The sequence below is a fragment of the Rummeliibacillus sp. SL167 genome, assembly GCF_007896505.1.
GTDB classification, from domain to species: Bacteria; Bacillota; Bacilli; order Bacillales_A; family Planococcaceae; genus Rummeliibacillus; species Rummeliibacillus suwonensis.
The window spans coordinates 885347-901950 of record NZ_VCBM01000001.1 but is presented as its reverse complement, the minus strand read 5'-3'; the positions used below and the strand labels follow the sequence as shown (position 1 = coordinate 901950).

Below are 16604 nucleotides of genomic sequence, written 5' to 3'. Positions count from 1 at the left end.
TGGTATTAAATATATACTTTATCCTATACAAAAAGCTTAGAGGAGGCTACTGTAATCTTGCAAATCGATCATAAACATCTTGCAAATTTTCACAACCAATCTTTTTGGCTCTTTCAATATAAAGGCTCCATAATTTCGCGGTCAATACTGCATCACCTAAAGCGTGATGTCGATTAATAATCGGTATATGATTATGAGAACAAAAATCTTCTAACTTAACAATACTCAAGTTTCGTTCCACTATTTTGAACAAAAATGCTGTATCCACTATTCGGTACTTAAAAGGTGTTCTAAAATAATGATTACTTGCATATTTCATAAAACTTCGCTCATGATTTGCATGATGGGCAACAAGTGTTGAATCTTTTACAAATTCAAGAAATTCAAGAAAGACATTTGCTGCTGGAGGAGCAGATTGAATGGCCTCATTTGTAATACCCGTCAGTTTTATGATTTCAAGTGGAATATTCTTTTCAGAATGCATGAGTGAATAAAAGGTTTCGTCTTCAAGAATATTTGAACCGTTCATCCTAATGGCACCAATTGATAATATTTCATCTCCCTTTTCTGGATGAAAACCTGTCGTTTCAATATCAAAAACGACTACATTTAGTTCCGTTAAAGGGATTGTTAAAGCTTCTTCCGGCTGTATTTCTTTTTGCAAGCCTCTCAAAAATGCAATTTGCTGAGCATTTTGAACTTCCCCTAAACCTCCTGAATTCCGTTTACCTTGTATGGATCTTAACAACTGCTGAAACGGTTCAAAAGCCATAATTAACACCCTTTTTCAATAAGCTCGATTACTTCGTCATGAATTCTTACACCCGTTTTAAGAATTTGCTTGATTTGCTTTTTTTTCTCTTTTTCAAGACCTGCAATTCTTAAATAATGTGTGTCTGAATAATCATTTACTTTATATAAAGATAGCCTATACTTTAATAAAAGTTCGAAATTTTGTTCACAATTTTGAAGCAATTGACCATATTCCTTTTGTTGAGTTAACCGAGAAATACGTGCAAGTGTTGAAGTTTCATATATTCCTTCTTTAATTGCCAATATTCGTATCGCATTCACATACGGAACAAAGGCTGAATACTTCAAATCTATACAACCTTGATATGTACCGTAACGTTCCACCAAAATTTGTCCCAAAGGTCCAATGATATTTTTTATATGCATTATATTTGCTAAAAATCGTTTTAATAGTTTTGGATGCTTTAATTGATAGTCATAGATGACGGTTTTCAACTGCTTGATATATGGCTCTTCACCCTCTATGACTCTAGCATCATAAAATATTTGTAAATAGCGGATCGCTCCCCAACTTTCAGATTCCATCCAGGCAAGCAATTGTTCTTTCCACCCCTGAAAAGATTTGCACCACAGCGGATTCGAACTCATAATATACCCCTTACAATACGGATATCCCACAAATGCAAGACCATCCGCAAGCTCTTCCCCAAGAGCTTTAAAATAGAGATGACATTCTTCAGAATCTTCCATATAGATCATGCCGTGATCTTGATCACTAATGAAACCTTGTTCAAATCTGCCACCGCTTCCTGTTACAAACCATGAAAAGTCGCAAGGTGGCTCCCCTTTGTTTAATTTTTCAATTGCCACCTTTAACACTTTCCGCATAATTTGATCATGGAATGAATTAAGACCTATTAAATCATTTTTAAATGTAGAAATATTTTGCTCTTTCCATTCTTTAATGGACTCATATGTTAACACCCCAGTGTTCAAAAGAAGCACTTCCTTTTTGTAAAAAGCCTAAAAATAGGCTTTTTACTTATGAACTTACGTGAGTTTTACTAGCGGTAACATTTGTATCTTTTTGTTGTGTTACCATTTGTTCTGGATAACCATAACTACCATGTTCGCTAATATCTAACCCCATAATTTCTTCTTCTTCAGTAACACGAATTCCTCCCATGACTTTCTTCATTACCCAAAGAATTAAGAAAGAAATGACGAATGCATATAGTCCTGAAACAAGAACACCTGTAAACTGTACACCCAATTGGTGAAGACCGCCACCATAGAATAATCCTGGTTTACCGACAGTAGCTAATTCCTTTGTAGCAAAGAAACCAGTTGATAATGTTCCCCATATACCTGGGATACCATGAACAGATACGGCAAAGATTGGATCGTCGATTTTTCTGCTTTCTAAGAAGCGAGCACTATAGAAAGTTAAGATACCTGCGATGAAACCAATTACAACTGAAGCCCAAACATCAACAAATGCACAGGATGCAGTAATGGCGACTAATCCAGCTAAAGCACCGTTTAAAAGTGTAGGAATATCAGGTTTACCTAGTACGATCCATGAAATTAAAGTTGCCGCTACTGCACCAGCCGCTGCAGCAAGGTTTGTGTTAAGTGCAACGAATCCAAAGAATCCATCTTCTACTGATACTGTACTACCTGCGTTAAATCCGAACCAGCCAACCCAAAGTAATAGTACTGCTAGTGCAGTATACACTTGGTTATGACCTGCAATGTTATTAGAAGAACCATCTTTATTAAATTTACCAATACGAGGTTTTAAAACGATTGTTGCTGCTAATGCTGCCATAGCACCTGTTAAGTGAACGACAGTAGATCCTGCAAAGTCTTGTTTACCATGTTCAGCTAACCAACCGCCTCCCCAGATCCAGTGAGCGATTACGGGATAAACTAAAATACCAAATAAGATCGTGAAAACAACATATGCTGAAAATTTCGCACGTTCTGCAAAACCACCAAGAGCAATTGTTATAGAAATAGCAGCAAATGCTAATTGGAATACGAAGAAGACTGTCGTTGCTAGACCAGCATCTTTTACTTGATCTCCAGAGTAGAAAAAGTCCGTCATTCCTGTAAAGAAGTTTGCATTACCTCCAAATATCAAACCGTAGCCTAACGCCCAGAATACTAATGATGCTAAACCAAAAGTGAAAATCGTTTTGCCGGCTACATGACCAGCATTTTTCATTCTTGTGGAACCGGCTTCTAATAATATGAATCCGCCAATCATTAAAATAACTAAAACTGCCGCAACCATCGTCCACAAGCTATTCATAAGATACGTTGCATCCATGAATATCAACCTCATTTCTTATGTTATTTTTCCAAACAAACTTATGTCAGTTTTCATAACACGTTTGTTGTTAATTTATATTTTACACATTAAAAAATAATAGTCAATAGAATTTTCAGAATTTATTTATATAATGTTATAAAATCTAACATATATTTGTATAAAACGTTTTCATGATCAAAGAACTACTATATTTTCTGATGAAGACATAGTATTTGGTTCTTTGGTTTGTTCTTCATGTAGATCCATTTATTTCTCTTTTCCTATTTTTATAAATTCGGCCAAATTTAAAACACCTATTGACAGTTTTCTTGAACGAACTGTCAATAGGTGTTATCGTTACATCATTTTGCATATTTATTGAAATGAAATAGCTCACGTACTAGTAATCGTTCTTACATACCCATAATACCCCATAGGATGAGGATGCCTGAAAAACGTTAAAAATCGACCATATCATCCTAAAATAAAATCAAACTTCACATAGTGGGAGTTTTTTTCATCCACACCATGTGAAGTTTGTATGTGTTGTTCCGTATTAAAATAACGTTTTGGTTACATCTTTTATGCAAGTTTTTAAACTAAATTGGCATAATCATAACTAAATCTGCATATCTGATTGCCAGCACGATGTCATGACTCTTTTATTGCAGGAACTTTTTGTACATGAATAATTTCACCGTCTGTATCAACATCGACTGCATAGGAGCCATTTGAGAATCGATCTGCTAAACGATATTGGTCTTCCCTTAGCTCTTCTTGCACGCCTTTTTCAGTAGTGATGAGAATGCCTTCCCCTTCTTCTACGTATACGACTGCACAAATTCGATGTGGATTTTTCTTCAATTCACGAAGAGTTAACACACCACGTAGTGCACGATTCCCTAATTCCACTTCATCCAAAGCCATCTTCTTGACTGCTCCGCGTTGTGTCACGATCATTACTTTTCCTTTATGATGCTCTGGAATGACATTAGCTACTTGTATAAAGTCACCGTCTTTTAAATTCATCGCTTTTACACCAGCTGTTTTGATACCCGTTACTTGTATCTCGTCAAGCTTAAAGCGGATGGCATAGCTACAGTAAGTTGTTAAATAAACTTCAACTGTTGGTTCGACGATGCCCGCAAAAATGACCACATCATCTTTTTTAACATTCATCATTTTAAGCGGTTTTGTATAGCGTTGTACAAAGAACTCAGCTAAAGCCGTACGTTTGATTTGACCATTTTTCGTAATAGTTAAAACGTATTGGTCTACTTTAAAGTCAGCTACACCACAAGCATTAATAATTTTTTCATTCGCATCCAGCGGTACAATACTTGATATATGTTGGCCTAGATCTTTCCAGCGAATATCTGGCAATTCGTGCACCGGTTGGAATATATAATGTCCTTTATCTGTAAATAACAATAAATGCTGCTGTGTATTTAGCGTTGATTCATACAGCAAATGGTCAGATTCTTTGATGGCAAAATCTTTTCCGTTTGACGCGTTGTATGAGCGAATACTTGTACGTTTAATATAACCATCTTGTGTCACAGTGACGACTACATCTTCACTTGGGATCAATACTTCCATATCTAATTTGATCTCTTCTATTTCCTCTTGGATAAGAGATCGTCTTTGCTCAGCAAATCGTCTTTTTACTTCTTCCAATTCTTTTTGAAGTACCTTTATCAACTTTGCATCACTATCTAAAATACTTTGTAATTGTATAATTTTCTTTTCAAGTTCTGCTTGTTCTTCACGTAATTCTGTAATATCTGTATTGGTCAAACGATATAATTGTAAAGAAACAATTGCCTCTGCTTGAACTTCTGTAAAGGCAAATCTTTGTTGCAAGTTGCTTTTCGCATCTTTTTTATCTTTTGAAGCGCGGATAGTTGCAATGACTTCGTCTAATATAGATAGAGCTTTCATCAACCCTTCAACGATATGTAAACGATCTTTTGCCTTTTTCAAGTCAAATTTGGAACGTCTAGTGACCACTTCTTTTTGGTGTGCAATGTAGGCATCTAAAAGAAGTGGTAAACTCATCATCGTAGGACGACGGTTATAAATGGCAATCATGTTGAAATTATACGTTACTTGCAAATCTGTATTTTTTAATAAATATTTTAAAATCGGTTCGCCACTAACATCCTTTTTCAACTCGACAACAATGCGTAAGCCGGAACGGTCAGATTCATCGCGTACTTCTGCAATTCCCTCTAAACGTTTGTCTAGACGCATCTCATCCATTTTCTTCACAAGATTTGCCTTATTGACTTCGTAAGGTATTTCCGTAATAACAATTTGCTCTTTTGAACCTTTTAACGGCTCGATTTCAGATTTTGCACGGACAATTATTTTACCTCTACCTGTTTCATAAGCCTTTTTAATACCATCAATCCCTTGAATGACTCCACCTGTTGGGAAATCTGGACCTTTAATGACTGTCATCAATTCTTCTACCGTTGCATTCGGCTTTTTCATACGCATTAATACAGCATCCAAAACTTCTTCTAAATTATGAGGTGGGATATCTGTGGCATAACCAGCAGAAATACCTGTAGAACCATTGACTAATAAGTTAGGAAAACGTGAAGGCAATACAGTTGGCTCCATATCTTGGTCATCGAAGTTTGGAACAAAATCAACTGTTTCCTTTTGAATATCACGTAACATTTCAGCAGCAATCGGAGATAAACGTGCTTCTGTATAACGCATTGCTGCTGGGGGATCCCCATCAACTGACCCGTTATTACCATGCATTTCGATCAGCATATGACGTGCTTTCCAATCTTGACTCATGCGTACCATTGCTTCGTAAACGGAACTATCACCATGTGGATGATAGTTACCAATTACATTCCCTACTGTTTTAGCAGATTTACGAAATGGCTTATCATGCGTGTTGCCTTCCATAAACATTGCATATAAAATACGGCGTTGCACAGGCTTAAGCCCATCTCTTGCATCCGGAAGAGCACGATCTTGAATAATATATTTACTATATCGACCGAAACGATCACCGATGACTTCTTCTAAGAGCAAGTCTTGAAATTTCTCTGATTGTGTCATTTAAGCTCTTCCTCCTCTTTTGTAATAAATTCACTTTCTAAAATATTGTTATCTTCTTCAAGACCAAAATCCACATGTGATTCAATCCATTTACGACGTGGCTCAACTTTGTCTCCCATTAATGTAGCTACACCTTTTTCAGCACGATCTACATCATTGATTTTAACGCGTACCAGCGTTCGTGTTTCTGGATTCATCGTTGTTTCCCAAAGTTGTTCGGCATTCATTTCACCAAGACCTTTGTATCTTTGTAGAATATATCCTTTACCGATTTTTTTAATCGCTTGTTGCAAATCCTTTTCTGTCCATGCATATTCTACAACCTCTTTACGACCAGTACCCTTTGATACCTTATATAGTGGTGGTAACGCAATATACACTTTTCCGGCTTCCACAAGTGGTTTCATATAACGGAAAAAGAATGTCAACAATAGTACTTGTATATGTGCACCATCGGTATCTGCATCGGTCATAATGATCACTTTATCATACGCTGAATCTTCAACATTGAAGTCAGATCCAACACCCGCTCCAATTGCGTGGATAATCGTAGAAATTTCTTCATTCTTCATGATATCTTGCAATTTTGCCTTTTCTGTATTGATCACTTTTCCTCGGAGCGGCAAAATGGCTTGGAATGTGCGATCCCTTCCCTGTTTTGCTGATCCACCCGCAGAGTCCCCTTCGACTAAATACAATTCATTTTTCGCAGCGTTTTTAGACTGAGCTGGCGTTAACTTACCAGATAAAATCGTGCTTTGTTTTTTGGACTTCTTACCGTTTCTGGCATCTTCTCTCGCCTTTCTCGCCGCTTCACGAACCTGTTGTGCACGAATTGCTTTTCGTACAAGTGAAGCACTCAGCTCTGCATTTTCTTCTAAGATATACATCAGCTTCTGAGAAATAACAGCATCCACTGAACTACGTGCTTCTGACGTACCCAGTTTTCCCTTTGTTTGTCCTTCAAACTGTAACAGATTTTCTGGAATCCGAACAGAAATAATAGCTGCAAGACCTTCACGTATATCTGAACCGTCTAAATTCTTATCTTTTTCTTTTAGTAGACCAATTTTTCTAGCATAATCGTTGAATACGCGAGTCATTGCAGCCTTTGCTCCTGTTTCATGAGTACCGCCATCACGAGTTCGCACATTATTGACGAAAGACAAAATGGTTTCTGAATAACCATCGTTGAACTGGAATGCAAATTCTACTTCAATTTCATCTTGCACACCTTCAACATATTTAACAGGATGAAGGACATCTTTTTCCTCATTCAAATAAGCTACAAACGCTTCAATACCATTTTCATAGTGATAGATTTCATGGCGTTCTGTTGCTTCTTCGATTAACTCGATTTTTAAATTTTTTAGTAAAAATGCTGACTCACGTAGACGTTCTGCTAATATGTCAAAATTATATTTACTAGTAGAAAAAATTGTATCGTCCGGCTTGAAATGAATAAATGCACCTGTTTCTTTTGTAGAACCAACTTTCTCTAATGTTGTTACAGGTTTACCACCGTTTTCAAAGCGCATACGATACTTGCTACCATCACGATAAATGATGACTTCTAGCCATGAAGATAACGCATTCACTACAGATGCACCTACACCATGTAATCCACCACTCGTTTTATAACCACCTTGACCAAATTTCCCACCCGCATGTAATACGGTGAAAATCACTTCCGGAGTTGGTTTACCAGTTTTATGCATACCTGTAGGAATACCTCGGCCATAGTCACGCACGCTAATACTTTGGTCAGCATGAATCTTTACAATGATATGATTGCCAAAACCAGCTAGTACTTCATCTACGGCATTATCAACAATTTCATATACGAGATGATGCAATCCACGGCTATCTGTAGAGCCGATATACATACCGGGACGCTTTCTAACTGCCTCTAATCCTTCTAATACTTGAATATCATCTTCATTGTAAGACGTGATTGTCTGTTTACTTGTCAAAAAAATTCCCCCTAAATACAAACACCCGTTCTACTTTTATCCATATTAAACACAATGATTAGAACTGTCAACTTTTGCATTTTATATACATTCAGCATTTATTGTATCAAACGTTGAAACGAAATCAAAATAAGAATATGATGGTAAAGGATATAAAGTTGACAATTGTGTGATCTTTATTAGGATTCATGATAAACTATTAATACATTATAATAGTACCAACTACTAAAAGTAAGAGGGAGTTTTTTTATGGATATTATTCTCGTTTTGGTTTTAGCCTATTTAATAGGTTCGATTCCTTCAGGTCTATGGATCGGCCAAATTTTTTATAAAACAGATATCCGCAAGCACGGTAGTGGCAATTTAGGTGCAACCAATACATTCCGTGTGCTAGGAAAAAAAGCAGGCATTGTCGTCACCTTGATGGATATTTTAAAAGGAACAGTTGCTACCCTTTTACCAACATTAGCTGTTTTTTCTAACAGTGGTGTACATCCTCTTATTGCAGGTGTTGTGGCAGTATTCGGACACATGTTTCCTATTTTTGCTGGCTTTCGAGGTGGTAAAGCCGTTGCTACTTCAGCAGGCATACTACTCGGTTATCATTGGCCAATCTTTATTTTATTAGTCATTGCTTTTTTACTTTGTCTAAAAGTATATAAAATGGTCAGCCTAGCTTCTATGTTTGCAGCAATCGTAGCTTTTATTTATGCGCTTGTCTATGCTATCTTACAACAAGAATATCTACTTTTGATCATTATTACGATACTTGTAGTCTTTATATTCTATCGCCATCGTTCAAATATTTCACGGATTAAAAACGGTACAGAACCTAAAGTTACTTGGTTATAGTGAAAAAGGAGTGTTCACATGAAAATTGTGATGACGGATCAAGCTCTAAATTGGTTTTATGATGAAATGGAAGTCGAAGCAGGTGATTTTATTCGCTTTTATGCACGATATGGAGGAGCTAATCCCTTTCACGAAGGCTTTTCACTTGGCATGAGCAAAGATGATCCCTTGAATCCTTCAACGGTTTTACAACATAATGGTGTCACTTTCTTTATCGAAGAAGATGACGTTTGGCTTTTTAATGGTCACGACTTAATCGTAGACTTCGACAAAGAACGCGACGAACTTCGCTATGAATATAGATAAATAGTAACACGCCATTGTTTGAATACATGAAAAAACAGAGCACAGAATGTTGATGGAAAACATTCTGTGCTCTTCTTATTGCGCCTATTCATCATTTTGGAAAATTTCTTGTTCCATTCTTTTTTATCAATGATTAATCTTGTATTTCTGCGATTTCTTTATACTTATTGTACCAAACTTCATCTACACGATTGAACGCAACTGGTCGGAAATTCTCTTTTTTTACTACGATATGTTCAGAAGTCGCAGTAGCAGCGATTGTACCATCAGTATGTAAAATTTCATAAGCATAAACTGTACGCATGCGGTCTTGTGATTTCACCCAAGTACGGATGATTGCTTTTTCTCCATAGCGCATGGCTGCTTTATAGCGAATGTTTACATTCATAACAGGTGAAACATAGCCATCTGCTTCAAATTTTATAACTGAAAAGCCAAGATCACGAATCAGTTGAGTCCTTCCTAATTCCAGCCAGATCACATAATTAGCATGATATACGACACCCATTTGATCGGTTTCTGCATAACGAATTTCAATTTCTTTTTCACTAACAAACATTTCTTTCACCTCTTTCCTTAGTATAGCGAATTTCCATTTAAAAATCTTATATGAATATTTTTTTGATAGAGTAAAACTTCACTCAATGAGAGATTTCTTTATCCTCATTGGATATTTTCTTTCCTTACTCATATCTTTATACTTAAATGTGGAGCAAAAAAGCCTTCAATGATTCAAATTCTAAATCATTGAAGGCTTATATAAATAAAGGTGAAGCTTCCATCAGTTGGAGTTTTCTTCATCCCCCACTGATAGTTAGCTAAAGCGCAATAGGACTTTTACGGGCAGTTAATCTCCTATCTATCTTTCTCGTTTCTGTCTGTATCTTGAGATGGGATCTTACTACCCGTTAAAGCGAGATAAACACAATGGGGGGTTCTCTTCATTACTCGCTAGCGTTAGTGGCAGCAAAAAACACATCAGATTTCACAGATGGTCGATTTCTCGCATCTATTTACTATTTTGTACTAAATCTAACTGTCTGTTGATGCTAAAACAAGGTAAATTACCTTTTACTAGCTTCTTTTGCCCCAAACAAGCCAATCGACTTATTTTTATACCAAACACTGTTCCAATAGCGATGTGGCACTGGACCATTCCCAGCGTATGGTGCAATTTCTATCGTCAAACCAGGTTTCTTTTGATTGATAATAAACCAATCTGCAGAAGACCCTGATCCTCTATAATACAATGGTGGTACCACTGAATATCCTGTTACTTTAGCAACACTTTTGGCTAGTTTTAAATCTCTTTTTAAGTTAGATCCTTTTTGGAAATTGAACCAATAAACAATTTGTCCAGATGAATGATACGATAAATTTGTTTTAAAATGATGACGGCGTACAAAAGCTTTTAACGACCGTGCTTCTGGTTCAGAAAATACGGATGGTCCTTTATAATCCATGTAGGATTTGGATGTGTAAGCTAAATACTTCCATAATCCATCGAAATTTCGATTTAAATCGACTCCACGGCCATTTGCTTTCCAGCGTTTAAAATTGCTACTGCCGTGATTGTATTGTTTAAGACGTGCTCTATACTTTGAATCTATTGAATTTATCCCCTTTTGAACAAGTGTAACACCATCAGGATTCATCATTGGGACAAACCAAATACTGGTTTTATTCAATGTGCTTTTGACATTATATCCTGCGAAAGAAGAACCCTTACGATAAGCGACCGTATAATTATCGATCATTTCCATTAAAACATTTGTCGTCATATGTTCCCTTGCATGGATAGCTGCATCCATTAAGATTTCTTTTTTTCCATTGCCAACACGTAATGCATAGATAGAGCGTCCCTGTACGGAATACCCTATCTTTTCAATCTTCGTAAATTCAGGATATAACTGTGCAACTACACGAAGATAATAATTGTACATTCCATAAGTAATATTTTTAGTAGGGTTGACCATATTGGAATGATTGTAGTATTTCAGATTAACATACCCAGATTGCCCCATAAAATCGATAATTCCTTTATTCCCCTTCAATCCTTTAAGGGAAACAACTTGACCTTTAGAAATGGTTCCTATTTTACTTCCTTTTGAGGAATAAACGGAATTTGTCGAACTCACTGTTAATGAAACAGGATAGGTAGCTTTTAACAATTTGCCTAGCGAAGCAGATTTTTCTGTAGGGATCGTACCGTTTTTGGGTATCATATAGGCTTCATGACCAATTTGAATGGTATGATACTTAGCTGTAGATTTCGCTATTTTAACAACAGCCCCATTCATCAATGTGCCTATCGCTTTATATTTTCCTTTCACAGCCTTATATAATTTGACAGAATTTGTCGCTACTTCTACATAGCTATTTTTCTTATAAGTTATATTTACTTGGTTAAAAGGGATATATCCCTTTACGCCTGCTACTGACACAACATAATAATTGGGGGCTATGTCCAAAACTTTGAAAGTTGTAGCATTGGTCCCGATCACTAAAATTTTCGAATGACTGTCTTTTGATTCATATATTTTAAAATTATTTTTTGTTTTGATCTTTAAATTACGTTTTCTTGTCAACACTTCTGGTTGATCATTAGAACCCACTAAATTTTCACTTTGAATCCAATATGTATGCCCACCAATTTGCACTGCATAATAATTTTCATTTTTTGATTGCTCAACGCTATATGTACAATCACTTGCAGGCAATGTCACATTTGTCGGCTGTAAGGATTCTGGTGTGACAAGGATAGAATCTTTCCCTATTTTCGCAAAATGAAGTACATTTTGAAATTCACTGTCAGTTGTATTAGGTAATTCAGCACTATCATCCGACAATTCTTGAACATTTGAATAATCTTCAGCAGAATTTGAAACTTTTATGTTCTCCTGATTATTCTGATCAGTCGCAAATGCATGAATAGATAGTAACCCCATGGACAACATGAAACTGGTTGAGTATAAAATGAATCTTTTTCTTTGTTTTATCATGTAAACATATCACCTCATTACATTTTGAGTCATTTAATAAAGTGAAGCTTCACGCACCTGAATGTTTTACTTTTCACTTCCTACTAATATGGGATTAAACCAATTATTTGGTAGACTCTTCTTTATCATACACTTCTCAAGTCACTTATTAAAGAAACGATAGGCACCTTTATCAAAGTTTTCGTTAGCAAAAAAATACATGTGCACAATTATTTGTACACATGTATCGAAACTTCAATCATAAACTTATTTTTCTAATTTATGACGTAATACCATTTGTAGGATACCACCATTACGGTAGTAGTCTACTTCAACTTCTGAGTCAAAGCGAGCAAGTGCTTTGAATTGTTTTGTAGAACCATCTTTAGCAGTTGCTGTTACAGTTAAAATATCACGAGGCTTTACATCATCTGTGATATTAACTGCAAATGTTTCTTCACCAGTTAAACCTAGGGATTCAGCGTTTTGACCATCAACAAATTGTAATGGAAGAACGCCCATCATCACTAAGTTAGAACGGTGAATACGTTCATAAGATTCAGCAATAACTGTTTTAACACCTAGAAGGTTAGTACCTTTAGCTGCCCAGTCACGTGAAGAACCCATACCGTAATCTTTACCAGCAAGTACGGCTAAGCCAGTGTGGTTTTTAGCATATTTCATAGCTGCATCATAGATGTATTCAACTTCGCCTGTTGGCCAGTAAGTTGTGAAACCACCTTCTGTACCTGGAGCGATTTGGTTACGGATACGGATGTTCGCAAATGTACCGCGCATCATTACTTCGTGGTTACCACGACGAGAACCATAAGAGTTGAAGTTACGTGGTTCTACACCTTTTTCGCGTAAGTATTTACCAGCAGGGGTGTCTTTACCGATTGCACCTGCAGGAGAGATGTGGTCAGTTGTGATAGAGTCACCAAATTTAGCTAACACGCGTAAGCCAGAAAGCTCTTGAATAGCTTCAGGTTTAGCAGACAAGTGTTGGAAGAATGGTGGGTTTTGGATGTAAGTTGATTTTTCATCAAATTCATATAATGAATCAGTTGAAATTTCGATTGCATTCCATTTTTCATTCGCATTGAACACTGTTTCATATTCTTTTTGGAACAATTCACGAGTAACGACTTTATCTAATACTGAATTTACTTCATCAGATGATGGCCAGATATCATCAAAGAATACGTCTTTGCCATCTTTGTCTTTACCAAATGAATCATTTTTAAGGTCTACGTCAACAGTACCAGCTAATGCGTAAGCAACAACCAATGGTGGTGAAGCTAAGTAGTTCGCTTTTACTAATGGGTGTACACGACCTTCAAAGTTACGGTTACCTGAAAGTACGGAAGTTACGAATAGATCGTTTGATTTAATAGCTTCTTCGATTTCAGGAAGTAATGGACCTGAGTTACCAATACATGTAGTACAACCATAACCTACAAGGTTAAAGCCAAGAGTATCTAAATATTGTTGTAAACCAGAGTCTTTTAAGTAACCAGTTACAACTTTAGATCCTGGTGCCAATGAAGTTTTAACCCATTTTGGAACAGATAAACCTTTTTCAACCGCTTTTTTCGCAACAAGACCTGCAGCGATTAAAACATATGGGTTTGAAGTATTTGTACAAGAAGTGATAGCAGCAATTCCAACAGCTCCTGCAGGAATTACAACGTCACCGTCAGCAAATTTAGCAGTTGCTGTTTTAGTGAATTCATCTTCTGTTAAACCGAAGCCTTGAACACCAGATGGTGCTACAACAACTTCATGGTAGCGTTTTTTCATGTTAGAAAGTGGAATCAAATCTTGTGGACGTTTTGGACCAGAAAGGTTTGTTTCAATTTCTGCCAAATTAATTTCTAATACATCTGTGTAAGTTGGTTCTAATGCTGGATCAAAGAACATATTATTAGCTTTTAAGTAAGCTTCTACAACTTGAATGTGTTCTTCATCGCGACCAGTCAAACGCATGTAATCGAGTGAAACGTTATCAATTGCAAAGTAACCACAAGTTGCGCCATATTCTGGAGCCATGTTAGAAATTGTTGCACGGTCAGCTAAAGGAAGTTCAGGTACGCCAGGTCCGAAGAACTCAACAAATTTACCTACAACGCCTTTTTTACGTAATTCTTGTGTCACTTTAAGTGCTAAGTCTGTAGCAGTTGAGCCACTTGGAAGTTTACCAACAAGTTTTACACCAATAACTTCTGGAACTGGGAAGTATGAAGGTTGTCCAAGCATACCAGCTTCAGCTTCAATACCACCAACGCCCCATCCAAGAACACCAAGACCGTTGATCATTGTAGTATGTGAGTCAGTACCTACAACTGAGTCTGGGAATGTTTCGAATGTGCCATCAGTGCCTTCGTTAACATGAACAACTGGAGCTAAGTATTCCAAGTTTACTTGGTGAACGATACCAGTTGCTGGTGGGACAGCACGGAAGTTATCATAAGCAGTTTGTGCCCATTTTAAGAAGTTGTAACGTTCAGCGTTACGTTCAAATTCAAGGTCCATATTTGCTTGTAATGCAGAAGCACTACCGTATTTGTCTACTTGCACTGAGTGGTCAATAACAAGATCGACTGGGATAGCTGGGTTGATTTCATTTGGATCTCCACCCATTTCTTTCATTGCTGTACGTAGTGATGTTAAGTCAACAACTACTGGTACACCAGTGAAGTCTTGTAAAACTACGCGAGATGGTTTAAAAGGTACTTCAGCTTTGCCAATTACATCTTTACCCCAATTGGCTAGGTTATCCACATGTTCTTCTTTGATGACATAGCCGTCATATTGACGTAATACAGATTCAAGTAATACCTTAATTGAATAAGGAAGGCGTGAAACTTTTGCGATGCCAGCTTCTTCAATTGCAGCTAAACGATAAAAGTTGTAAGTTTTACCGTTAACTTCGAATGAAGAACGACTGTTATGCAAGTTGTTGTTTGCCATTGTTTGGTTCCCCCTCTAAATTAACTAATGAAAAGGCTTTATATGAGCTACTTTTCTCCACACATAATAATAATCGAAAAAGATACATAAGTAAATAACATTAAAATTATACTTTGTTATAATTTTTTTGAATGACCATCAATCTAGAAAGCGTTTACGAGTATTTTCTTTAGGAATTTCACAATTTTTTCTCGATTTTGTGAATTTATGACGATTTTTAGAAATAATTTGATAACAATGATCACGTATAGAAACCGGAACTATTTTTAAAAGAAAGAACAAGAAAAAAGGAAATTTTAATTTTTTTACAATAAACAATACTGCGTTAGATTCTGTTAATATTTTTCCGTTGTGATAAACAACAACGGAGTCGAGATTTTGTGTTAAATTTGGAGACAATAATGTTGCTGCTATCTCTCCCTGCAATGATGCAAATATCAAAGTAGGCTTTCTTTCATATTTTAAAACGAACTGTACAGATTTTTGGCAAAATCCACAGTCGCCATCATAGAAAAGAATCGAATTCATAATCTCCTCCCCTTTTCTTTAAAGCTATAATGAGTCATGTCATAAATAGTCATCCACTTAAAATACACCTCTTAGAGTGAGCATTTTTTATTATATTATTCATCTGAATCAATTTCATAAATCATTTTCTTTTTAAAAAATATGAACATTTAAGAATAACTAATTTTGATAGTTGTGGAGCGGAAGACGGCGACTCCTCGAAAATGCATGCACTTTCTTCGTGCGGTGTTAGTTCAGGAAGTTTATTCAAAGTCCTACGGGAAAAGCTTGAGCTGAAAGCCCCGCAGGAACGTAGTGACGAGGAGATTGAAGCCAAGCCCGTGGAAAGCGCCGTCTGGAGCGGAACAAAAACTTCTGAATATTAATGTTCATGTTGATTCGAAATGTTCGTGTTTTCCATCTAAATTTTGCATTATGAAATTGATTCATCTATTAAAAAACTTTTTATGTACCAGTTGGAGCAATCGCTCAAAAAAGTTTACTTGAATCTTGAAATGATATTTTATACTGCCCGTTAAAGCGGGATAAAGTGGGATATATACAATGGCTCCTACTTTCTTCCAAATTTTTATTTCCCCCTTGAAATGAGTTCTTACGATCTGTTAATATGCGATGACAATTGTAATACTCCATAACCTTTAAACATTCATAGTGTAACCGACTATACATGATTTTCACTGCTCGCATCATCTGTAACTGTTTCATTCCCATGTTACCATAGATAAGTTTTAGTTTTCCATAATGCAACAACATAGCAAAATGGAAATATATGAAAAACCATTTATATAGTGGCTACCTATATGTTTATCCCTCAAAGCAAAAAAACTATTTAGGAAA

Annotated in this window: 11 protein-coding genes; 2 read left to right on the top strand and 9 right to left on the bottom strand. The window is 36.3% G+C overall.

Features of this window, described 5'->3' with window-relative positions; genetic code table 11:
* Positions 1-46 precede the first annotated feature (46 nt).
* The 5 genes from FEZ13_RS04050 to parE all read right to left on the bottom strand — a co-directional run bounded on the left by FEZ13_RS04050 (position 47) and on the right by parE (position 8127).
* Positions 47-772, bottom strand: coding sequence for an exonuclease domain-containing protein (locus FEZ13_RS04050; protein WP_146548646.1), 726 nt, complete (start codon positions 770-772; stop codon positions 47-49).
* Positions 773-774: 2 nt separating this feature from the next.
* Positions 775-1758 (bottom strand): DUF294 nucleotidyltransferase-like domain-containing protein, encoded by a 984-nt coding sequence (locus FEZ13_RS04045; RefSeq protein ID WP_370467610.1) that lies wholly within the window; start codon positions 1756-1758, stop codon positions 775-777.
* A 37-nt stretch (positions 1759-1795) separates the two neighbouring features.
* Entirely contained in the window at positions 1796-3088 is a 1293-nt protein-coding gene (locus tag FEZ13_RS04040; protein WP_146551561.1) for an ammonium transporter, read from the bottom strand.
* 633 nt (positions 3089-3721) lie between these two features.
* Positions 3722-6154 (bottom strand): DNA topoisomerase IV subunit A, encoded by a 2433-nt coding sequence (gene parC / locus FEZ13_RS04035; protein ID WP_146551560.1) that lies wholly within the window; start codon positions 6152-6154, stop codon positions 3722-3724.
* Entirely contained in the window at positions 6151-8127 is a 1977-nt protein-coding gene (parE, locus tag FEZ13_RS04030) for a DNA topoisomerase IV subunit B (protein WP_146551559.1), read from the bottom strand. Before parE ends, parC begins: the two co-directional genes overlap by 4 nt.
* 249 nt (positions 8128-8376) lie before the next feature.
* Between parE and plsY the strand changes: the two genes are divergently transcribed.
* Together plsY and FEZ13_RS04020 are read left to right on the top strand one after the other, a co-directional pair.
* On the top strand, positions 8377-8979 hold the full coding sequence (gene plsY, locus FEZ13_RS04025) for a glycerol-3-phosphate 1-O-acyltransferase PlsY (RefSeq protein ID WP_146548642.1): 603 nt from the start codon (positions 8377-8379) through the stop codon (positions 8977-8979).
* Positions 8980-8997: 18 nt separating this feature from the next.
* Positions 8998-9285 carry a HesB/YadR/YfhF family protein gene (locus FEZ13_RS04020; protein ID WP_146551558.1) on the top strand — a complete coding sequence of 96 codons (288 nt, stop codon included), beginning with the start codon at positions 8998-9000 and terminating at the stop codon, positions 9283-9285.
* A gap of 133 nt (positions 9286-9418) precedes the next feature.
* Here FEZ13_RS04020 and FEZ13_RS04015 read toward each other — a convergent pair whose 3' ends face one another.
* The 4 genes from FEZ13_RS04015 to FEZ13_RS04000 form a co-directional block, all read right to left on the bottom strand.
* Complete coding sequence (locus FEZ13_RS04015) at positions 9419-9844, bottom strand: acyl-CoA thioesterase (RefSeq protein WP_146551557.1); 426 nt, start codon at positions 9842-9844, stop codon at positions 9419-9421.
* Positions 9845-10349: 505 nt separating this feature from the next.
* Entirely contained in the window at positions 10350-12287 is a 1938-nt protein-coding gene (locus FEZ13_RS04010) for a M14 family zinc carboxypeptidase (protein ID WP_146551556.1), read from the bottom strand.
* Between the two features lie 246 nt (positions 12288-12533).
* Entirely contained in the window at positions 12534-15239 is a 2706-nt protein-coding gene (gene acnA / locus FEZ13_RS04005) for an aconitate hydratase AcnA (protein WP_146548638.1), read from the bottom strand.
* Positions 15240-15377: 138 nt separating this feature from the next.
* The gene (locus tag FEZ13_RS04000) at positions 15378-15767 is read right to left on the bottom strand and encodes a thiol-disulfide oxidoreductase DCC family protein (RefSeq protein WP_146548637.1); all 390 of its coding nucleotides are present in this window, start codon (positions 15765-15767) and stop codon (positions 15378-15380) included.
* Positions 15768-16604: the final 837 nt, after the last annotated feature.